Raw genomic sequence first — 20576 nt, forward strand, 5'->3', positions numbered from 1 at the left:
ATATTTCTTTTAAAGTGATGAGTTCATCATAACTTCAGGTCTATCAAGCACTTTTTCCATTTCTTGCATTGCTATTCTAGCTTCGATTCTCTCGCTTATGAGGTCTTTTAAAGTCAAACGCCCATCAGATTTCACATAATATTCATAGATGCCATCAATACTATCATTAAATAAAGCAATCTTATCCTTTGGTATAGCTTCAATGAATAGTTTTTTACCTACCATTTCGCTAAAAATCGAATGTGTCTCAAAATAATATTCTACATCAACACCATTTTCCATTCCCAAATATTTAACTCTCAAATAATCAGCAGCTTCTTTTGATATTTCAAAGTCGTGTTGTGCTGCATTTATTGAGCCATAAAACTCCATATATAAGCAATCTTCAGGATGATTTAATTCGCCGCGATGATATGCCTTTAAGGCTTCAATATCTTTTTGCACATATAGTGGCAGAGCTCTTTCATTGAGTTGCATTGTATTTTCTCCTATAATTTGTATATTTATACCACAATATCGCTTAAAAATTAAACTAATTGTGTGGATTTTTAGATTCATCTACTAGGTCTGCGTAGTTTATCAATATCTATTTCATCATTCTTTTCAAAAATATTGTTTGGCAAAGGTTTCAATGATAGATTCCTATTAAATATTAGCTTTTCAAAAAAAACTTTATATATAACTAACATCAAAACCAATGTGATTGAAATCTTACGTAATCGTATCATAAGAATTTAGCACAAGTGCATTTCTAAAATATTTAGAGTTTTCTTTGAAAATATCATTATTTGCTTGTTTAAGATTCATACTTTATAGCATCATTATTGTAAATACTGCTGTTGTGCGTGTATTGCCCTCTACAAATGGGTGTGTTTGCCAAATATCAGTTACAAATTCACTGATACACTCAATCAAATCATTGCGATTTGGTTTAGGATTTTGCTTTATGTAGTCTTTGTAATCCATAAACGATGATTTTAGATTTTCTGTAATGTGTTCGCTTAATGAATATCTTACACTATCTCCGCATAATATAGGTTCTTTTTTGCTAATATTATATGTCCTAAATTTACCGACATATTTGTCTAAATCGTGTGTAAAGATTCCTTTAAAAAGTTTTCTTAGGACACAATCAGTTAAGCTATTTGAAAAATCGTGTAATGGTGGCTATGGAATGGGCTGTATCTATTTGGGAGATGCCTATGAAAATGGCAAAGTGTAGAGCAGAATACACAAAAAACCATAGATCTTTATAATAAAGCCATAGAGCTTGGTGAAAGTGAAGGGTATTATTGGCTTGGATACTTATATACAAGGGGCAAATTAGTAAAGCAAGACTATGTCAAAGCATTTGAATACTATCAACAAGGCTGTGAGCAAGAAGACAATATTTCGTGTTTGCAAATGGGTTATGCTTATTGTGATGGAGAAGGTGTGCGTCAAGACTTTGCAAAGGCAAAAGAGCTTTATGGTAAAGCTTGTGATTTAGGTAATCAGTTTGGCTGTGATGATTACAAAAAACTGCAACAAAAGGGCTATTAGAATCTAGCTTTGCGTAAGCGTGTGAAAGTGTGAAAGCGTAGATTCTAGCTTACATTTTGCTTGTGGTAGAGCTACTCCGCAAGTTGTGGCAGTCTATCCGCACTCAAATCTTTGCTTGGCAAAAAGGGGCTTACAAAACGCTTTTTCTGTTGTTTGTTTTAATGCTCCCACTGCTTGTAGCTCCCAAGCTGACGCAATCCCTCATACAGAGCTGCACCCACACTTGTGGCGAGATTCACACTTCTAATGCCTTTTACCATAGGTAGCCTATACGCCCTAGCAGATTCTGCCAAGCTAGAATCTAGTCCCCTATCCTCTCGCCCAAAATACAAAAATCCCCCTTGTGAAAAATCCGCCTGATAATACAGCTTTTTTGCCTTTGTGCTAAAGAAAAAATGTCGCTCATTTATGGGGTGCTTCTCCCAAAACTCCTTTAGATTCTGCCATTCATACACTTGCAGATTCTGCCAATAATCAAGCCCTGCGCGTTTAAGCTCCTTTTGCTCCACGCTAAAGCCTAAGGGGTGGATTAAATGCAAAATAGAATCTGTGGCTACGCATAGCCGCCCAATATTACCCGTATTTTGTGGAATCTGCGGCTCAACAAGCACGATATGAAAAGTATCCATTCTCTTAACCTTTTAAACAATCATTCAAAACAAAAGCCACACTTTAACACACTAAGCATAATAAAAACACCCAAATACATTGCCTTTAAGCTATCTGTGTGCGATTTTAGATACAATCGCAGAGCTTTTTAGCATATTTTTCATTCTAGGAGGGCTTTTATGGATTTTCTCACAAATCTTAATGAAGGTTGGCAGTTTGGCATTCAGCTCTTTGTCGTGCTTGTGTGTCTTTTTTATGGGGCAAGAAAGGGCGGTATTGCTCTTGGGGTTTTAGGTGGGATTGGGCTTTTAGTCCTTGCTTTTGGATTCAATGTCGCTCCGGGCAAACCTGCGGTTTCTGTAATGCTTACAATCTTGGCTGTTGTTGTGGCAAGTGCAACACTTCAGGCAAGTGGGGGGCTAGATGTAATGCTACAAATTGCAGAGCGTGTGCTAAGAAAAAATCCAAAATTTTTGACGATTTTAGCACCTTTTGTTACTTGCTTCCTTACAATTCTATGCGGGACAGGACATGTTGTTTATACAATGATGCCAATTATATATGACATTGCGATTAAAAACAATATCCGCCCAGAGCGTCCTATGGCAGCAGCTTCAATCAGCTCACAGATGGGTATTATCGCTTCGCCTGTGTCTGTTGCGGTGGTGAGCCTTACAGCATTGCTCTTAGAAGCAGATCATAAACTCGCAGGATTTGATGGCTATATCAACCTGCTGCAAATCACTATTCCTAGCACACTTTTTGGTGTTTTGTGTATTGGAATCTTCTCGTGGTTTAGGGGCAAAGATTTAGATAAAGATGAAGTTTTCCAAGAGAAAATCAAAGATCCAGAGTTTAAAAAATATGTCTATGGAGATTCTAAAACACTTCTAGGTGTTAAGCTTCCTTTCAAAGATTGGTTTGCTATGTGGATTTTCCTAGGTGCAATCGTTGTTGTAGCTGTGCTTGGAGCATTCCCCGAGTTGCGTCCGCAATTTGAAGTAAAAGGTGCGATGAAGCCTATGGGTATGGTAGATGTGATTCAAGTATTTATGCTTTTGGCTGGTTCTGCATTGCTCATTTTTACAAATGTAGATGCAGGTAAGATTGGTAAGAATGAGATTTTCAGATCAGGTATGATAGCCCTTGTGGCGGTGTTTGGAATCTCGTGGATGGCAGATACAATGTTTGCGGTGCATACGCCTATGATGAAAGAAGCTTTGGGCGATATTGTGAAAGCACAGCCTTGGACTTATGCGATTATGCTACTTTTAATTTCAAAATTTGTAAATTCTCAAGCAGCGGCTATTGCGGCATTTGTGCCTTTAGCTCTTGGTATTGGCGTAGAACCCGGAATTATCATAGCATTTGCAGCAGCGTGCTATGGCTATTACATTTTGCCAACTTACCCAAGCGACTTGGCAACAATTCAGTTTGACAGAAGTGGCACAACACATATTGGACGATTTGTTATCAACCACAGCTTCATCTTGCCGGGCTTAATCGGTGTATTTAGCTCGTGTGTAGCTGGATATGCTTTAGCAAAAATTGCAGGGTATATTTAATAAGTGCGTAATAGAATCTCGCTTTTGAGATTCTATTACTTAATAAAGGATTATTATGGCGTATCTTCTACTCACTGGTGCGAGTGGCTACATCGGCTCACATACTGCTTATGCGTTTTTAAAAAATACAGATTACAACCTTGTCATTGTTGATGATTTAAGCACAGGTTTTATAGAGAATATTACCTATTTACAGGAATGTTTTAGAGATAGGCTCACTTTCATTCAAAGCAATATTAATGACTTACAGGCAATGCGAACTCTACTTCTTAAATATCAGTTTGAAGCTATCATTCATTTTGCCGCATCGCTGATTGTGGGTGAATCTGTGCTTAAGCCATTACAATACTATATAAACAACACAATCAACACAACAAATCTTATCAATCTTTGTGTGGAATGCAATGTCAATAACTTTATCTTTAGCTCCACAGCTGCTGTGTATGGGGAGCCAGATGTATCGCTTATCCCCATTGATGAAGATGCCCCGCTTTTACCCATTAATCCCTATGGGGCTTCAAAGATGATGAGTGAGCGGGTTTTAAGCGATACTGCAAAAGTGATTGAAAATTTTAACTATGTGGCGTTGCGGTATTTTAATGTCGCTGGGGCGAGTATGGATAACACGCAAGAGCTGCTCTCACAACACAAGGGCTTAGGGCAAAGAAGCAAAAATGCTACACATCTTATCAAAGTCGCGTGTGAATGTGCGTGTGGGAAGCGGGAGAGTATGGGGATTTTTGGCACGGATTATCCTACAAAAGATGGCACTTGCATTCGCGATTATATCCATATTGATGACTTGGCAAATGCTCATCTTGAAGCGTTAAAATATTTGCAACAGACAGAGCAATCAAATGTCTTTAATGTCGGCTACTCTCAAGGGTATAGCGTTAAGGAAGTTATAGAGATTGTCAAAGAAGTGAGTGGGGTGGATTTTAAAGTCATTGCAGAATCTAGGCGAGAGGGCGACCCCATTGAGCTTAGTGCGAAAAATGAAAAGATTCTCTCCCTCACACATTGGCGACCAAAATATAATGATTTAAAAGGTATCATCACAAGTGCGTATCAGTGGGAAAAGGCATTGTCCTAATCCCACTTTGTAAAAAAGCAGATTCTAAAAATAAAATCTGCTTACTTCTCCTAGCTAGTTTAGCTCCTACAACGCAAATAAATCACTAAATTCATTAAACGCCATAGATTCTAGCTTGGCTTGATTTTCACACACTGCCTTAATCTGCTCGCATTTTTTAGGGCTAAGTTTTAGGGCGATATTGCGTTCAAATTTGCTCACTAATACAGGGATACCCTCACTTCTTCGGCGTTTATGCCCAATAGGATACTCCACTTCCACCTTTTTACTCTTGCTACCATCTTTGTAGAAAATCTGCACCGCATTAGCGATTGATCGTTTATCCGCCTCCAAATACTCACGCGTATAGCGACCATCGACTTCTACTACCATTTTATTACGCAAGGCGTCAATGCGTTCATCACTCGCCACAGAATCTTCATAATCTTCTGCGGTCAATCGTCCAAACACAAGCGGCACAGCCACCATATACTGAATGCAGTGATCCCTATCAGCAGGGTTTGCAAGCTCGCCGACTTTGTTGATGATTCTATGTCCAGATTCTTGCGTGGTAATCACAATTTTTTCAATAGAATCTAATTTGTCTTTTACTTCATTATGCAGTTTCAACGCACATTCTACGGCAGTTTGCGCGTGGAACTCCGCTGGGAAGCTGATTTTAAACAGCACATTTTCCATTACATAGCTGCCAAATTCTTGCGGGATAGTGAGCTTTTTACCTTTCATTTTCACATCTTCAAATCCCCAGAATTCCGCACTTAACGCACTTGGATAGCCCATTTCTCCACTTATTGCTTTCAAGGCTAGATTTACACCCCTTGAGCTTGCATCCCCTGCTGCCCAGCTTTTGCGTGAGCCTGTATTTGGTGCGTGGCGATATGTCCGCAACGCCCCGCCATCAATGAAAGCGTGGCTTACTGCGTTTCGCACTTCTTCAAAGCTCCCACCAAGCATAGCACACGCCACCGCAGTAGAAGCGATTCTAACAAGCAGCACGTGGTCTAGCCCTACTTTGTTAAAGCAGTTTTCTAACGCTAGCACTCCTTGAATCTCGTGAGCTTTAATCATCGCACTTAGCACATCTTTGACTTTTAAAGGCTCTTTACCTTCAGCAATATTTTTGCGGCTTAGATAGTCAGCTACTGCCCAAATCGCCCCTAGATTATCGCTTGGGTGTCCCCATTCAGCTGCTAACCAAGTGTCATTAAAATCAAGCCACCTAACCATAGCCCCCACATTAAACGCCGCTCGCTCTGGTTCTAGCTGATAGCTAGTCCCCGGGATCTTTGCTCCTAAAGGGCGAAACTCTGCCCCTTCTACAACAGGTCCTAAAAGCTTGGTGCAAGCTGGAAAGTTTAATGCCAAAAGTCCGCAACCTATGGTATCCATAAGGCAGTATCTCGCCGTCTCATAAGCTAAGGGAGAGTTAATCTTATACTCCAACGCATAACGCGCAATTTTTGTTAGCAACTCATCAAACTCCGGTCGTTTGGTATCCAATGTTCCCATATCGGCACTCATTGTGTTCTCCTTGTAGTAAAATAGAAAATTCACCCTTGTCTATCCATTTATAAGATATAAGGATTTTTAAAGTGGATTGCTATTCTTAAGAACTTCCACCTTAAAAATCCCTAAAACTCACAAAATAACAAGCAATGGCTAGAGTTTGTGTTTTTATAAAATTCTAGAATCTAGATTCTAGATTCACCGCCATTGATAGTCTGCTTAAAGGGCTATGCAATAAGATAAACCGCTCTCTAAGCAGTGAGATTCAAACCGCCCTAAGCGGCGAGATTTTTGAGCTAAAAAGCTAACGCGCCCACACGCATCTCAAGCGTTAAAGATTTTGCGATGATTTTGTGGGTTGTCAAGGCGTGGGCGAAGGGATTTACCTTGAGTGGTAATGAGCAAGCCCACGCCACAGACTCCCACAAAAGCACGCAAAAGATTAACGCTCACTTAGTGGCACAAACACTTTATTCTCCGGTCCTATATATTGCGAACTAGGTCTAATTAACTTATTATTCCCCCTTTGCTCAAAGATATGTGCTAGCCACCCTGCCGTGCGTGAAAAGATAAAAATCGGCGTGAAATACGGCGTAGGGATTCCCATAAAATGATATGTGCTTGCACTATAAAAATCAAGATTAGGGAAAAGCTTCTTTTGCTCCCACATTACCTTTTCTATGGCTTCACTTATGGGGTATAGCCCCTTTGTGTCTTTCACATCATCACTCAATCTTTTACTCCACGCCTTAATCACCACATTTCGCGGGTCTTTCTCCACATATACGCGATGTCCAAAGCCCATAATCTTATCTTTTCTAGCAAGTTTATCTAAGATTCCCTGCGTTGCCTGCTCTGGCGTTTTAAACTCCTCTATCAAATCCATCGCCGCTTCATTCGCACCGCCGTGTAGTGGTCCCCTTAACGCCCCAATCGCCCCTGTGATTCCCGCATACACATCAGACATTGTCGCAGTAATCACCCTTGCGGTAAATGTAGAAGCGTTAAACTCGTGTTCTGCATAGAGAATGAGACTAGCGTGCATAGCCTTTACCCATAGCTCTTTTGGCTCTTTTTGGTGCAAGGATTCTAGAAAATACCCAGCGATAGAATCTTGGCTAGATTCTGTGCTTATTTCTTTACCGCTTGTGTGATAATGATGCCAGAAAGTCAGCACACTTGGGAAAATCCCTAAAAGCCTTGTGCCAATTCTTTGCTGATTTGGAAAAGATGCTTTAAATACATCATATTCTTCTCTCTCCAAACAACCAAGCGTAGAACAAGCTGTCCGCATAATATCCATAGGGTGTGCATCTTTTGGCAAAAGTTTTAGCACTTCTTTTAGCTCTTTTGGTAAGCTCCTAGCAGCGATTAGCTCTTTTTTAAAAGATTCTAGCTCTGCCTTATTTGGTAGTTTTTCTTTTAATAGCAAATATGCCACTTCCTCAAACTCACAATGCTCGGCTAAATCATAAATATCATATCCTCTGTAATTTAGCCCGTGTCCTGTGCCACAAGTGCAAATCGCGGATTCTCCCGCACTTATCCCTGCTAGTCCGCCGACTTTTTTTGCTACTTTTTCCGTTGGTGCTGCCATTGTTGCTCCTTTCTATTAAAGTATCTTTTGTAGATTATTTTTTGCTTTTAAAAAGCGCATCTAGCTTTTGCTCATACTCGTGGTAGCCAAGCATTTCATAGAGTTCATCTCGTGTTTGCATAGAATCTATGCTATTTTTCTGTGAGCCATTGTTGATAATATCTCTAAACACCGCTAAAGCCGCCTTATTCATAGCCCTTGCTGCTGAGAGTGGGTAAAGCACCATAGAGATGCCCACATTTGCTAACTCATCACGCGTGAAATAAGGCGTTTTGCCAAACTCTGTGATATTTGCAAGAACTGGCACTTTTATCACTTCAGTAAATTGCTTATACTCTTCTAGCGTATGGATTGCTTCAGCAAAGATCATATCCGCCCCTGCTTCCACATAGGCTAACGCCCTATCAATTGCGGCTTGTTGCCCCTCACTTGCGTGCGCATCAGTCCTTGCCATTACCACAAAGCTAGAATCTAGCTTTGCATCCATTGCCGCTTTTATCCTATCACACATCTCTTCTTTGCTGACAAGCTCTTTATTTGGGCGGTGTCCGCAGCGTTTTTGTGCGACTTGATCTTCTATGTGGCAGCCTGCTGCTCCACTTCGCGTTAAGTCTTTAATCGTCCTAGCGATATTAAACGCCCCACCCCAGCCAGTGTCCGCATCTACAAGCAAGGGCAAATCACTCACTGCCGTGATTCTACGCACATCAATACACACATCTTCTAATGAGCTAATGCCAAGATCAGGCACCCCTAAGCTCATCGCCGCTAATGCTCCGCCACTTAGATACAAAGCCTTTGCACCGCTTTTTTGTGCTTGTATAGCAGAGTAGGCGTTAATCACGCCTATGATTTGCAAAGGATTATTTTCCTTTAATGCTTCTCTAAATTTCTGTCCTGCTGTTTTCATTTTGCCTCCTTTATGGTTTTAGATTTTGGGTAGCCAAGATTTGCCAATGCTTTCTCAATCTCTGGTAGCACACTAGAATCTTCAATCGTGCTAGGCATTTTCCATTCATTACCATCGGCAATATCACGCATTGTGCCGCACAGGATTTTACCACTTCTAGTTTTTGGCAGTCGTGCTACCACTGCTACAATATGCAGTGAAGCCACCGCACCAATCTCTTCTCGCACAAGCTGCACAATGCCTTCGCACAAGCTTTGCGTATCTCTCTCTAGCCCATCTTTTAGCACGACAAAGGCAAGTGGAATTTCGCCCTTTAGCTCATCATTTACACCAATTACCGCACATTCTGCAATATCTGGGTGCTTAGCAATCGCTTCTTCCATACCACCAGTTGATAGCCTATGTCCTGCGACATTGATAACCCCATCCATTCGCCCCATTACAAACACATAGCCATCTTTATCGATATAGCCGCTATCGCCGGTGAGATAATAGCCCGGATAGTGATTAAGATATGAGTTTTTATACCTTGTATCATCGCCCCAGATTCCCATTAGACACGCAGGGGGCAAAGGAAGCTTAATCACAAGATTCCCTAGCTTTCCAGCTTTGCATTCCTTGCCCTCTTCATCTAGCACTTTTAAGTTAAAGCCGGGCATTGGCTTTGTAGGAGAGCCGGGTTTTACAGGCATTTGCTCTAATCCTAGCGGATTTGCCGCGATTGCCCAGCCGGTTTCTGTCTGCCACCAGTGATCTATTACAGGCTTTTGCGTCAGCTTTTCAATCCATTTTAGCGTATCGCTATCGCACCGCTCCCCAGCGACAAATACTGCTCTAAGTGAGCTAATATCATATTTCTTCAGCCATTCGCCTTTAGAATCTTCTTTTTTAATCGCTCTAAATGCCGTTGGTGCGGAGAACAAAATATTGACTTTATATTCTTGCACCACTCGCCAGAATGCTCCCGGATTTGGCGTTTTAACCGGTTTCCCTTCATATACAATAGTCGTGCAGCCATTCATCAAAGTGCCATAGACAATATAGCTATGCCCCACAACCCAGCCTACATCACTTGCCGCCCAAAAGACATCACCGGGCTTTGCGTTGTAGATATTATCCATAGACCACTTCATCGCCACAGAATGCCCACCATTACTGCGGATAACACCCTTTGGCTTACCAGTTGTCCCAGAAGTATAAAGCACATAAAGCGGATCAGTCGCATCAACAGGCACACACTCAACAGATTCTGTTTTCTCTTCTTCACTCTCCCAATCCACATCACGCCAAGGTAGCATATTAGCCCTTTCTTGTGGGCGTTGCCAAACAAGGCAGGTGGTGGGCTTATGGCTAGAGCTTTTTATGGCTTCATCTAAGATGGGCTTATATTTCACCACACGCGAAATCTCTATCCCACAAGAAGCACTCATAATAACGCGTGGCTTTGCATCTTCAATCCTAGTGGCTAACTCGTGTGCGGCAAATCCACCAAAAACAACGCTATGAATAGCACCAATCCTAGCACAAGCAAGCATTGCAATCACTGCTTCTGGAATCATAGGCATATAGATAAGCACTCTATCGCCTTTTACCACGCCTTTATTGACTAAGATTCCAGCGGTTTTTGCCACTCTTTTGCGTAATTCTTTATAGGTGTAAGACTTTTTTGTATCTGTTACAGGCGAGTCATAATGCAATGCCACTTGATCGCCCCTACCATTTTCTATATGCAGATCAAGGGCGTTGTAGCAGGTATTCATACAGCCACCGACAAACCAGCGATAATGATCATTTACAACATCAAGCACCTTATCCCATTCGTGATACCAATGCACTTTTTTAGCAGCTTCTGCCCAAAAGGCTTCTGGATTCTCAATGGATTGTTTATACACTTCTTGATATGTGGGCATCTCTACCTCCTTTGAAAAATTGCTTTGAAAAATTGGCTAGGGGTTTATTCTAGCTTGAAAGGATTGATTTGCTATGAACAATTTTTGATTTTTTAATGCAAGTTTTGAACATAAATGCTATAATTGAACAAAAATTGTGCAATTATATTGAGAATCTCTATTGTAAAAAAGAATGTAAAGGATTATTGTGGCATTTGGAGCATTGGAAAAACTCATCATCATTTATCAAAAATCAGGCTTAAGCGTGTCAAAATTCGCCAAAATCATCGGCAAAGATAGACGCACACTCACTTCGTGGATTGACAAAAGTGTTACAAAAACGCCACAAGCTGAAGTCTTTGAATCTATCAATACATTTTTCCGCTACCCTAGCAGAATCTGGGATACAGATTGTGAAAAAGATGAGTTTTTCTCCCTGCTAAAAGCCCTGCCACAAAGTGAAATAAAAATCATAGACAAAGGCTATGAGGGAGGATTAGAATATATTTTAGAAAAGGAATCTAAAAGGCGTTTTGTGATTCACCCTAGATTCCCTTCCCCTGCTTACCGCGATAAAATTGTTACTTTTCCCTACAAGTTTGGCAACTCTATCCACGCACAAGCTTTACGCACAAAACGCTATGAGCTAATGCTAGAACACGGCTTTGAAAGTGTGGAGTGGTATAGCATAGAATCTTTGCTCCGCTTTGCTTTTTCCCCCATTGGCAATTTCTACACAAAAGCCCAACGCATAGCGGTTTTAGAACTGATGCTAGAAAGCTTAGAGGATAACTACAACAAAAGCTTATATCTTTTTGATTCATATAGCACTAAAATCTTTGGTGTTGATAGCACATATATTTCGCTTCAGCCACAAGAGAATTTGATGTTTGTAAAAATGCCAATAGATTCTATGATTTTAGAAATCACAAACAAACAACTCGTGCATAGAATCCACAAGCACTTCACCTCACCTAGCCACGCCCCAAAGCATATCCCAAAAGACTATGCCCCACAGATTCTAAAACTCTGCCTTGAGTGCATAGAAGAGCAGAAAGATATGTTACATTTTTGCACGATGATAGCAGACAAAACCCCTTATAACCCACTTTTTATGAGTGCAATCTCCAAAGATTTACACCATCATTTTGACAAAACTACATTTTAATTACTTTATTTGAGTTAGAATACTTTTACATTTATTTTACACAAAGAATTTAATATGCTAACACTACGCAAAGCAAATGAAAGAGGGCATTTTAATCACGGCTGGCTTGATACTTATCATAGCTTTTCGTTTGCAGGATATTATGATGAAAGGTTTATGGGTTTTAGCGCATTGCGTGTGATTAATGAAGACAGGGTAGAGCCGAGCAAGGGCTTTGGGACACATTCGCACAAGGATATGGAGATTCTCACCTATGTGCTAAGTGGGACAATCGTGCATAAAGATAGTATGGGGAATGAAGAGCGTGTGCCAAGTGGGGAGTTTCAAATAATGAGTGTAGGCAGTGGTATCACGCATTCAGAGTTTAATCTTTTAGACGAGCCGCTGCATTTTTATCAAATTTGGATTCAGCCAAATGAGTTAGGTATTACCCCACGATATGAGCAAAAAGCATTTGACACAAGCAAGGGCAAAAGGCTTATTTTGTCCCCAAACGCCGAGCAAGATTCTCTAAAAGTGTATCAAGATATGCGGTTATGGCTGTATAGGGATATTGCGAGTGAGACTTTTAGCTTTGATTCTAGCAAAGAAAATAGTAGGAGGGCTTATATCCAAGTGGTGCGTGGCAAACTAGAAATAGAATCTAGCCAAACCAAGCCCTTTATCATAAAAACAAGCGATGGTGTGATGTGCTGTGTAGAATCAAGCTTTACTCTCAAAGGCTTAGATTCTAGTAATGAAGTGTTGATTTTTGATCTGCCTTAATATAAATTACTTTTATGATGAGCGTCTCTGCCTTAGCCATTCGTTGAATCTTGCCACATAGCTCCAAAAGAGTGGAATAAAAAAGATGGCGATAAATGTCGCTGCTAACATTCCACCAATCACGCCTGTGCCAATAGCGTGTCGGCTCGCACTTCCCGCCCCACTAGATAAAGCCAAAGGCAACACACCAATACTAAAGGCAAGTGAAGTCATAATAATCGGGCGGAATCGCAGTTTTGCCGCACCAATGGCAGATTCTAGAATCCCTTTGCCCTCTTTCTCGTGCAAATGCTGTGCAAACTCCACAATTAAAATCGCATTTTTAGCCGATAGGGCGATAAGCATAACAAGCCCAATTTGAAAATATATATCATTACTTAGCCCCCTTAGCATAGTTGCCAAACATGCACCAAATACTGCAAAAGGCACAGCGGTAAGCACAGATAAAGGCATAAGCCATCGCTCATACTGTGCACACAAAATCAAAAAGACAAAAATAAGTCCAAAAATAAATGCCAATTTCCCCGTGCCACTTGCATTTTTCTCTTGATAGCTTGTCCCAGAATAAGCTATTGTGTAGCCATCCGGCAGAATTTCCTTTGCTACCCCTTCAATCACTCGCAGTGCATCACCACTTGAATAGCCCTTTGTCTCATTCGCATTACCGATGACTTTCGCACTTGTGAAAAGATTAAACCTATCCACAATATCCGCTCCAATGACACGCTCAAAGCTCACAAGTGTGCTTATGGGGATTAAATCGCCATTGCTAGATTTCACAAAAATACGGCTCAAATCCTCTGGAGATTCTCTAAACTCACTTTGGGCTTGGATATTGACTTGATAAGTTTTCCCATAGAGATTAAAATCATTGACATAATGCTGTCCAAAGGTGCTTTGCATTGTGGTGAAGACATCATCAACATTCACATTCATCGCTTTTGCTCTCTCTCTATCAAGATTCAAATGATACTGCGGAATATTCGCACTAAAAAGACTTCTTACACCCAAAAGCTCCTCGCGTTTATTTGCCTCTGTCACAAGGAGATTAGCATATTTTTCCAAATCCTTAATGCTCCCGCCACTTCTATCTTGAATATACAGCTCAAAGCCCCCAACGGTTGATAAGCCCATAATCGCCGGTGGTGTTGTTACAAGACTAAAGGCATCAAGGTTAGCATTAAATGCACCCATCATTTTTTGTGCAATAGCAAATGCACTCTCTTTTCTCTCACTCCAATCTTTTAGCGTTACAAAAATCACCGCCCCACTTGATCGTGCCGCACTTGCTAACATATCAAATCCAGCAATCAAAAAGCCTGAATCCACACTTTCTTCTTGCCCTAAAATCGCCAAGCCCTTTTTGCCCTCTGTAATCGTGCGTGAAAGTGAAGCCGCTGGAGACAGCTGAATAAAGCTCATCATACTGCCCTTATCTTCACTTGGCACAAGCCCAGTAGGCAGTTTAGAAAACAGCCCCCAAGTTGTTATAAGAATAGCTACAAATAACGCTACAAGCAAGATTCCACGCCGCAACGCCTTGCCTATTTGCTCACCAAATTTATGTGTCAGCCAATCAAAAAAGTCATTAAATCGTCTCACAAGATAAAAAGGCTTAGGCTCTTTTGCTTTCAAAATAGACACACATAAAGCAGGGGTTAAGCTCAATGCCACAAAGCCAGAAATCACCACAGAAATAACAATAGTTATGGCAAACTGCTTATAAATTGCTCCGCTAAATCCACCAATAAATGCCACAGGAATAAAAACAGAGCAAAGCACTAACACAATGGCAACAACCGGACCTTGAATCTCGCCCATTGCTTTTAATGTGGCTTCTTTGACGGAGTATTTTTCTCCAAGCTCATTTGTTTCCGTATGCAGGATTCTCTCCACATTTTCAATCACAATAATCGCATCATCAACAACAATCCCAATCGCAAGGATAAGCCCAAAGAGCGTTAAAAGATTAATTGAAAATCCTAGCACATACATACCCGCAAATGTACCGATGATTGACACAGGAATGGCGATTACAGGAATGATAGTCGCACGGAAATTTTGCAAGAAAAAATACATTATGATGATAACAAGCACAATGGCTTCAATAAAAGTCTTAATCACTTCATTAATGGAGATTTTCACAAAGCTTGTTGTGTTATAGACATTTTTATAATGCAGTCCATTCGGGAAGCTTAAAGATAGCTCTTGCATTTTTTTCTCTACCGCACTAGCCACATCAAGGGCGTTTGCTCCCGGTTGCAAGGCGATACCAAAGGCTGAAGCGTGTTTGCCATCAAGCAATGGGCTAACACTATAATCCTTTGCTCCAAGCTCAACTTTAGCCACATCTTTAAGACGCAACGCCGAGCCATCAGCATTTGAGCGAATAATAATATTACCAAACTCTTCAGCACTCACAAACCGCCCCTGTGTCGTAACCGAGTAAGTAAAAGCAATATCACTTCTCATAGGCTCTTTACCAAATGAACCAACAGCAAACTGCGAGTTTTGCTCTGAAACGACTTTAGCTACTTCGGAAGGGGTAAGATTATTTTGTGAAAGCTTATCAATATCAAGCCAGATTCTCATAGAATAATCTTGAGAGCCAAAGGGCGTTACATCGCCCACACCCGGGACGCGTTTAAGCTCATTAATGACATTTAAGATTCCATAGTTTGCTACAAAAGTGCTGCTGTGTGCGGGATTATCCGAATACATTGCATACACCGCTAAAAGTGTAGAAGATCTTTTACGCGTGGTGATTCCCACTCTTTGCACCTCTGCGGGAAGTTGGGCTAGGGCGGATTGGACGCGATTAGTTACATTGACTAGTGCCATATCCGCATTGGCATCATTACTGAAAAATACATTGAGATTCATTACCCCGCTTGAAGTTGAAGAAGACTTCATATACAGCATTCCCTCAACACCATTGATGCTATCTTCAATAATACTTGCCACCGTGTTTGCCATAACTTCCGCACTCGCCCCACTATAAGTCGCACTTACAACAATCTCATTAGGCACAACTTGCGGATACTCTTCAACTGGTAAAATCGTTATACAAATCACCCCAACAAGCGTAATTACAATAGACAGCACCATAGCAAAAATGGGGCGGTTGATGCAAAATTTTGACATAAGCTGCTCCTATTTTTTTGAATCTTGGGGCTTTGTCTCTTGTGTTTTCACATCTTGTGCTTTGGAATCCTGTGGTTTCGAATCTAGCTGTTGCAATGGCATAGATTCACGAATTTTTGAAAGTTGATTCAGCACGAGTATATCGCCATCTTGCAAACCGCCTGTGATAAGCACTTGATTATTGCGGAGATTCTGCCCTAAACTTACGCGTGAGATGTGAGCCTTGCCATCTTTTAGCGTATAGACATAGCTGCCTTGATTATCTTGCAAAAGGGCAGTTTGGGGGATTGTAATAGCATTTTGTGCTTCAAAGCCCTTTAGTCGCACACGCACAAATTCATTAGGCAAAAGCTTTTGCTCATCATTATCCACAATCGCCCTTGCTTTAATTGTCGCCGTTTGTGAATCTAGCACAGAATCCACAAAATCAAGTTTGCCTTGCTTTTCATACACTTTGCCATTACCAAGCACATATTCCACTTGTATGCGGTTATTTTCAAGCCCACGCATAAAGTAATAATCCGTATTTGGGATAGAAAACTCCGCATAGATAGGGCTAAGCTGCGTGATTGTCGTTAGGACATCTTGTCCGCTACTGCCTACGAGATTCCCCACATCATAGCTTCGCATACCCGTCTTACCACTAATCCCAGCTACCACATCTGTATAGCCTAGATCAATACTCACATCATCAAGCGTCGCCTTGGCATTTGCTAGATTTGCTTGAGCAGATAGGTAGTTTGAACGCGAAGTGTCATATTGATCAATGGTATAAACGCCTTGCTTATAGAGCTTCTCAACGCGTTGCCAATCGCGATTAGCTTTGATGAAGTTCGCTTCTGCGGATTGATATTGAGCTTTGGCTTGATTGACTTTTGTAAGATAACGCGTTGGATCTATTTTAAAAAGTAACTGCCCCTCTTTGACAATATCACCCTCATTAAAATTCTTTGATAACAGCACACCTTGCACCCTTGCATACACCTTAACACTTTGGATACTTTTTAATCTCGCGGCATATTCAAAGTTTAAAGCCACATTTTGATGAGCGATTTTTTGTGTCTCTACTTTAAGCACGGGGGCTTGGGCTTTATTTTTTTCAGAATCAAAACAACCCACAAATAGCATACCCGCACATAAAAAAGCTACACATATTTTTAAAATATACCGCATATTATCACTCCTTGCATTTCTTAAAAACATAACTAAGCAATTTCAAATCCCTGTATTTTCACACCAAAAAGTCATCTATTACCTAATCAAAAATAGTTGCATATACAACTAATAATCTCGTGTATCGTATAAAAACTCTGTGAAATAAATGTGAAAGCCCACTCAAAAATTAATGCAGTGTTAGATTCTATCCCCACAGCTTAGGGATAGATTTAAAATTACGCAAAATCTTTTAAAAGCAAATCCTGTGTATTCATCACACCCACACCCTTATCAAGCACCGCTTGTGCGATGTCTTGGGCTTCTTTGAGTGAGTGCATTTTCGCCGTGCCACATTGATAAATATTTAGCTCTGGAATCTGACTTTCATCGTGGATACGCAAAACATCTCGCATACTCGCTTCCCACGCATCTTTAACCGCATAGGAATCTGGCTTACCCACCACACTCATATAAAATCCCGTGCGACAGCCCATCGGCGAAATATCAATAATCTCCACTCTTGAATCATTGAGATGCTCCCGCATAAATCCAGCGATGAGATGCTCCATTGTGTGGATTCCCTTTTCACTCAAAAGCTCACAATTTGGACGCGTAAAACGCAAGTCAAACACACTTATCACATCTCCCTTTGGTGTCTCCATAGTCTTTGCTAAACGCACCGCAGGTGCTGGCATACGCGTATGATCCACCTTAAAACTATCTAGTAATGGCATATTCTCTCCTTTAATTTTGATTTGAGAAAGGGCATTGTAGCAAGTTTGCAAAAACGCTACAACACAAAAGGCACAACAAACAAAGCATATCGTGCCATTTTGCCAAGGGCAATGCCTAGCACACATAGAATCTGACTATACCGCACAAGCCCAAGAGCTAGAGCAAAAATATCCCCCACAAAAGGCAAAAACACAAAAAACGCATACACAAAACCATATTTTTGAATCTTAGGGGCGAGGGTTGAGATATTCTCCCACGCCTTTGGGAAAAACCGCATAATCATCTTATATCCGCCAAAATAGGCTAAATAATATGTGCTTAAGCTCCCTAGCGTATTGCCTAAACTCGCCACAGCCCACACTACAAAAGGCTCAAAGCCCACTGCCACAAATCCCACGACAAATACTTCAGAGCCAAGCGGATAAAGTGTGCTAGCCACAAAACACACCGCAAATAACCCAATCAAGCCATATTCATAATACTCCGCCATTCTCGCTCAACTCATTTAAAATTCCCAAACGCCACTTATGCATAAGCACAAAGGCAAATTCGCAAAAACCACAAGCAGATTCTAAAAATTCTTAATATTCTCCAAAGTCAGCTCTAACAATCTCTCCCTAGCCTTGTCATACGCCCACGCCAAGTGCGGAGTGATAAGAATCTTATCAGCTATTTTTTTATCTAAAAATGGGTGATTTGGCTTCATCGGCTCTATCTCAAGCACATCTGTGCCAAAATACATATCCTTATTTTTCAAAAATTCCGCTATGTCATTTTCATTCACAATGCCACCACGACCGACATTGATTAAAATTGCCCTATCTTTTATCAACGACAGATTCTTGTAATTAATAAGATTGTGCGTTTGGGGGTTGAGCGGAGCGTGAATGGATATAATATCACTTTGGGAGAGAATCTCATCTAGCTCCTTACGCATAAAGCCACTTTGGGTATTTTTCCCACTTGTGGAGTAGTAGCTCACTTTTGCCCCAAAAGCCTGTGCGAGATTCCCAACCCTTTGCCCGATACTTCCAAAGCCGATAATCCCCCATTGCAAGTTTTCTAGCTCCCTTAATCCGCCATTAATATGCGTAAAAGTATCACTCTCACACCACGCCCCACTTTTGCAATACGCATCATAATAGCCTAGCCGTGCCAAAAGGTGCAGGGCTATACTCAAGGTATGCTGTGCTACAGCAGTTGTGGAGTAGCCAGCGACATTTTTTACCACAATGCCTTTCTTTTTAGCAAAGTCTAAATCTACATTATTCATACCTGTGGCGGTAATGCAGATAAGCTTTAAATCCGGCAGTTGTGATAACACAGATTCATCAAGCATAACTTTATTTGTCAGCACCACATCTGCCCCAGCACATCGCTCTATCCGCTGGTGTGGGAGTGTAACCCCATAGCTTACAAACTCGCCTAGGGCTTTGAATCTGCTCAAATCGCAATCGCCCAAAGTATTTGCATCAAGCAAAACTATTTTCATCATATCTCCTTTTTTGCGTATTTTGGGATATAATACATTTCATCTTTGAATAAGGGGCAAAATAATGCAAAAAAATGCAAGGGTTGTGAATATATTGCTAGATTCTCTGCCATTTATTAGAATCTTTAGGGGGGAGATTATCGTCATCAAATATGGCGGAGCAGCACAAAGTAGCCTAGATTTAAAAGAGAAATTTGCCCTTGATATTGTAATGATGTATATGCTTGGATTAAAGCCTGTGATTATCCACGGCGGGGGCAAACGCATAAATGAAATGCTTGAAAGTCTAAAAATCCCAAGTGAATTTAGTAATGGCTATCGCGTAACTTGTGCAGATTCTATGCGGGTGGTGGAAATGGTGCTAAGTGGGGAGATTAATAAGGAACTCACTGCATTTTTAAACTTCCACGGTGCCAATGCAGTAGGCATAAGTGGTAAGGACGCAAACCTACTTCAAGCAAGGGCAAAGGATAATGGTGTATTAGGCTATACCGGGGAAATTACAAAAGTGAATCCGGAGTTTTTGCTTAAAACTATCAATGAAGGCTTTGTGCCTGTTATCGCCCCTATTGCTAATGGCGAGAACGCAAGGCATTTAGGCTATAACATTAATGCTGATTTATGTGCGTGTCATATTGCTAAAGCGTTAAAGGCTAAAAAAGTCATTTTTCTAAGTGATATTCCGGGTGTGCTAGATGAAAATAAAGAGCTTATCTCTTCGCTCACACCAAGCGAGATTAAAAAGCTTGAATCTAGGGGTGTAATCAGCGGTGGTATGATACCCAAACTTGAAGCCTGTGTGGATTGCGTGGAAAATGGTGTGCAAAAGGCTCATATTATTGATGGCAGGGTGGAGCATTCCTTGCTTTTGGAGCTTTTTACCACGCAGGGTATCGGCACGGAGATTTGCAATAACACGACAAAAGAAAACAAATGAAACTAGAATCGTATCATTATGGGTTTTTAGAGCGGCTGTGGCTGAAGCTTGAAGCACGATCAATGGACAAAAATATAGAACGCATTGTAATACTCCTGCCCGTGCTACTTTTTATGCAGAAAGAGCAGGTTGAATCTTTGCTTGATGAACTGCCAAAGATTCTAAGCTCCTATCTTAAGCCCCATTTGGTGCAACGCGTCTTTGCCCACATTGTGCTAAAACTCAAAGAATACACCAAAAACGAGCAGCTTTTTATCCAAGAGCGACAAAAAGCATTTGAGTGTTTAGCTGAAAATATTCAGCTTTATGCGATTGTGCTTGATATGTTTGATAACAATAAAAGCCCTGATAGCCTTGATTTGATTGAACAAATCGTGCGGAAAAAGTTTGATAAAGACTATCAATTAGATAAAAAGAATCTCCGCCTTTTGAGCTACCAAGAAAAGCATTGCGGTGCTAAATGATTATA

20 protein-coding genes and 1 pseudogene are annotated in these 20576 nt (G+C 40.9%); 9 read left to right on the forward strand and 12 right to left on the reverse strand.

The window, feature by feature from the left end:
• Positions 1-9: 9 nt before the first annotated feature.
• Complete coding sequence (locus HCN_RS07800; RefSeq protein ID WP_014667153.1) at positions 10-477, reverse strand: hypothetical protein; 468 nt, start codon at positions 475-477, stop codon at positions 10-12.
• Positions 478-810: 333 nt separating this feature from the next.
• Entirely contained in the window at positions 811-1104 is a 294-nt protein-coding gene (locus HCN_RS11065; RefSeq protein WP_081495235.1) for a Fic family protein, read from the reverse strand.
• Between HCN_RS11065 and HCN_RS11475 the strand changes: the two genes are divergently transcribed.
• From HCN_RS11475 to HCN_RS07805, 3 genes and pseudogenes are all read left to right on the forward strand, one after another.
• Positions 1046-1222, forward strand: a complete 177-nt coding sequence (locus HCN_RS11475; protein ID WP_158309891.1) for a hypothetical protein — start codon at positions 1046-1048, stop codon at positions 1220-1222. The two genes, HCN_RS11065 and HCN_RS11475, sit on opposite strands and share 59 nt — an antisense overlap.
• A gap of 41 nt (positions 1223-1263) precedes the next feature.
• A pseudogene (locus tag HCN_RS12605) lies at positions 1264-1335 on the forward strand (hypothetical protein); the annotation flags it as partial.
• A 99-nt stretch (positions 1336-1434) separates the two neighbouring features.
• Complete coding sequence (locus HCN_RS07805) at positions 1435-1542, forward strand: Sel1 repeat protein (RefSeq protein WP_230197808.1); 108 nt, start codon at positions 1435-1437, stop codon at positions 1540-1542.
• A 158-nt stretch (positions 1543-1700) separates the two neighbouring features.
• Here HCN_RS07805 and HCN_RS07810 read toward each other — a convergent pair whose 3' ends face one another.
• Complete coding sequence (locus HCN_RS07810; protein WP_002955451.1) at positions 1701-2171, reverse strand: tRNA (cytidine(34)-2'-O)-methyltransferase; 471 nt, start codon at positions 2169-2171, stop codon at positions 1701-1703.
• Positions 2172-2330: 159 nt separating this feature from the next.
• Between HCN_RS07810 and HCN_RS07815 the strand changes: the two genes are divergently transcribed.
• Both HCN_RS07815 and galE read left to right on the forward strand, forming a co-directional pair.
• The gene (locus tag HCN_RS07815; RefSeq protein WP_014667156.1) at positions 2331-3716 is read left to right on the forward strand and encodes an anaerobic C4-dicarboxylate transporter; all 1386 of its coding nucleotides are present in this window, start codon (positions 2331-2333) and stop codon (positions 3714-3716) included.
• Positions 3717-3771: 55 nt separating this feature from the next.
• Positions 3772-4809 (forward strand): UDP-glucose 4-epimerase GalE, encoded by a 1038-nt coding sequence (gene galE / locus HCN_RS07820; RefSeq protein WP_002955454.1) that lies wholly within the window; start codon positions 3772-3774, stop codon positions 4807-4809.
• A 66-nt stretch (positions 4810-4875) separates the two neighbouring features.
• On the opposite strand, the gene prpD is transcribed toward galE, so the two are convergent.
• The 4 genes from prpD to HCN_RS07840 all read right to left on the reverse strand — a co-directional run bounded on the left by prpD (position 4876) and on the right by HCN_RS07840 (position 10732).
• Positions 4876-6330, reverse strand: coding sequence for a 2-methylcitrate dehydratase (prpD, locus tag HCN_RS07825; RefSeq protein WP_014667157.1), 1455 nt, complete (start codon positions 6328-6330; stop codon positions 4876-4878).
• Between the two features lie 427 nt (positions 6331-6757).
• Complete coding sequence (gene prpC / locus HCN_RS07830; RefSeq protein ID WP_002955456.1) at positions 6758-7912, reverse strand: bifunctional 2-methylcitrate synthase/citrate synthase; 1155 nt, start codon at positions 7910-7912, stop codon at positions 6758-6760.
• Positions 7913-7946: 34 nt separating this feature from the next.
• Positions 7947-8822, reverse strand: coding sequence for a methylisocitrate lyase (prpB, locus tag HCN_RS07835; protein WP_014667158.1), 876 nt, complete (start codon positions 8820-8822; stop codon positions 7947-7949).
• Positions 8819-10732 (reverse strand): propionyl-CoA synthetase, encoded by a 1914-nt coding sequence (locus tag HCN_RS07840; RefSeq protein ID WP_014667159.1) that lies wholly within the window; start codon positions 10730-10732, stop codon positions 8819-8821. The genes prpB and HCN_RS07840 overlap by 4 nt, the downstream gene beginning before the upstream one ends.
• Positions 10733-10919: 187 nt before the next feature.
• Between HCN_RS07840 and HCN_RS07845 the strand changes: the two genes are divergently transcribed.
• Positions 10920-11879: a hypothetical protein gene (locus tag HCN_RS07845; protein WP_014667160.1), complete on the forward strand. Its 960-nt coding sequence runs from the start codon at positions 10920-10922 to the stop codon at positions 11877-11879.
• 54 nt (positions 11880-11933) lie between these two features.
• Entirely contained in the window at positions 11934-12644 is a 711-nt protein-coding gene (locus HCN_RS07850) for a pirin family protein (RefSeq protein WP_014667161.1), read from the forward strand.
• Between the two features lie 12 nt (positions 12645-12656).
• On the opposite strand, the gene HCN_RS07855 is transcribed toward HCN_RS07850, so the two are convergent.
• The 5 genes from HCN_RS07855 to HCN_RS07875 form a co-directional block, all read right to left on the reverse strand.
• Complete coding sequence (locus HCN_RS07855; protein WP_014667162.1) at positions 12657-15788, reverse strand: efflux RND transporter permease subunit; 3132 nt, start codon at positions 15786-15788, stop codon at positions 12657-12659.
• A 9-nt stretch (positions 15789-15797) separates the two neighbouring features.
• Positions 15798-16961, reverse strand: coding sequence for an efflux RND transporter periplasmic adaptor subunit (locus tag HCN_RS07860; protein WP_014667591.1), 1164 nt, complete (start codon positions 16959-16961; stop codon positions 15798-15800).
• Between the two features lie 218 nt (positions 16962-17179).
• Entirely contained in the window at positions 17180-17677 is a 498-nt protein-coding gene (luxS, locus tag HCN_RS07865) for an S-ribosylhomocysteine lyase (protein WP_014667163.1), read from the reverse strand.
• 56 nt (positions 17678-17733) lie between these two features.
• Positions 17734-18168 carry a YqaA family protein gene (locus HCN_RS07870; RefSeq protein ID WP_002955464.1) on the reverse strand — a complete coding sequence of 145 codons (435 nt, stop codon included), beginning with the start codon at positions 18166-18168 and terminating at the stop codon, positions 17734-17736.
• Positions 18169-18249: 81 nt separating this feature from the next.
• On the reverse strand, positions 18250-19170 hold the full coding sequence (locus HCN_RS07875) for a D-2-hydroxyacid dehydrogenase (protein ID WP_014667164.1): 921 nt from the start codon (positions 19168-19170) through the stop codon (positions 18250-18252).
• A 64-nt stretch (positions 19171-19234) separates the two neighbouring features.
• On the opposite strand from HCN_RS07875, the gene argB reads away from it, so the two are divergent.
• Both argB and HCN_RS07885 read left to right on the forward strand, forming a co-directional pair.
• Entirely contained in the window at positions 19235-20107 is an 873-nt protein-coding gene (argB, locus tag HCN_RS07880; protein WP_014667165.1) for an acetylglutamate kinase, read from the forward strand.
• On the forward strand, positions 20104-20571 hold the full coding sequence (locus HCN_RS07885; protein ID WP_002955467.1) for a hypothetical protein: 468 nt from the start codon (positions 20104-20106) through the stop codon (positions 20569-20571). The genes argB and HCN_RS07885 overlap by 4 nt, the downstream gene beginning before the upstream one ends.
• The last annotated feature ends 5 nt before the right edge of the window (positions 20572-20576 follow it).

Origin of the sequence: Helicobacter cinaedi PAGU611 (genome assembly GCF_000284635.1) — a bacterium.
In the GTDB taxonomy this organism is placed as follows: Bacteria; Campylobacterota; Campylobacteria; order Campylobacterales; family Helicobacteraceae; genus Helicobacter_C; species Helicobacter_C cinaedi.

Excerpts from the sequence above, each read along its gene's own strand:
- prpC (WP_002955456.1), bottom strand. The coding sequence starts at position 7,912 with ATGGCAGCACCAACGGAAAAAGTAGCAAAAAAAGTCGGCGGACTAGCA.
- prpB (WP_014667158.1), bottom strand. The coding sequence starts at position 8,822 with ATGAAAACAGCAGGACAGAAATTTAGAGAAGCATTAAAGGAAAATAAT.
- HCN_RS07855 (WP_014667162.1), bottom strand. The coding sequence starts at position 15,788 with ATGTCAAAATTTTGCATCAACCGCCCCATTTTTGCTATGGTGCTGTCT.
- HCN_RS07870 (WP_002955464.1), bottom strand. The coding sequence starts at position 18,168 with ATGGCGGAGTATTATGAATATGGCTTGATTGGGTTATTTGCGGTGTGT.
- HCN_RS07815 (WP_014667156.1), top strand. The coding sequence starts at position 2,331 with ATGGATTTTCTCACAAATCTTAATGAAGGTTGGCAGTTTGGCATTCAG.
- HCN_RS07800 (WP_014667153.1), bottom strand. The coding sequence starts at position 477 with ATGCAACTCAATGAAAGAGCTCTGCCACTATATGTGCAAAAAGATATT.
- HCN_RS07810 (WP_002955451.1), bottom strand. The coding sequence starts at position 2,171 with ATGGATACTTTTCATATCGTGCTTGTTGAGCCGCAGATTCCACAAAAT.
- HCN_RS07875 (WP_014667164.1), bottom strand. The coding sequence starts at position 19,170 with ATGAAAATAGTTTTGCTTGATGCAAATACTTTGGGCGATTGCGATTTG.
- prpD (WP_014667157.1), bottom strand. The coding sequence starts at position 6,330 with ATGAGTGCCGATATGGGAACATTGGATACCAAACGACCGGAGTTTGAT.
- argB (WP_014667165.1), top strand. The coding sequence starts at position 19,235 with ATGCAAAAAAATGCAAGGGTTGTGAATATATTGCTAGATTCTCTGCCA.
- HCN_RS07840 (WP_014667159.1), bottom strand. The coding sequence starts at position 10,732 with ATGCCCACATATCAAGAAGTGTATAAACAATCCATTGAGAATCCAGAA.
- HCN_RS07850 (WP_014667161.1), top strand. The coding sequence starts at position 11,934 with ATGCTAACACTACGCAAAGCAAATGAAAGAGGGCATTTTAATCACGGC.
- HCN_RS07860 (WP_014667591.1), bottom strand. The coding sequence starts at position 16,961 with ATGCGGTATATTTTAAAAATATGTGTAGCTTTTTTATGTGCGGGTATG.
- galE (WP_002955454.1), top strand. The coding sequence starts at position 3,772 with ATGGCGTATCTTCTACTCACTGGTGCGAGTGGCTACATCGGCTCACAT.
- luxS (WP_014667163.1), bottom strand. The coding sequence starts at position 17,677 with ATGCCATTACTAGATAGTTTTAAGGTGGATCATACGCGTATGCCAGCA.
- HCN_RS07885 (WP_002955467.1), top strand. The coding sequence starts at position 20,104 with ATGAAACTAGAATCGTATCATTATGGGTTTTTAGAGCGGCTGTGGCTG.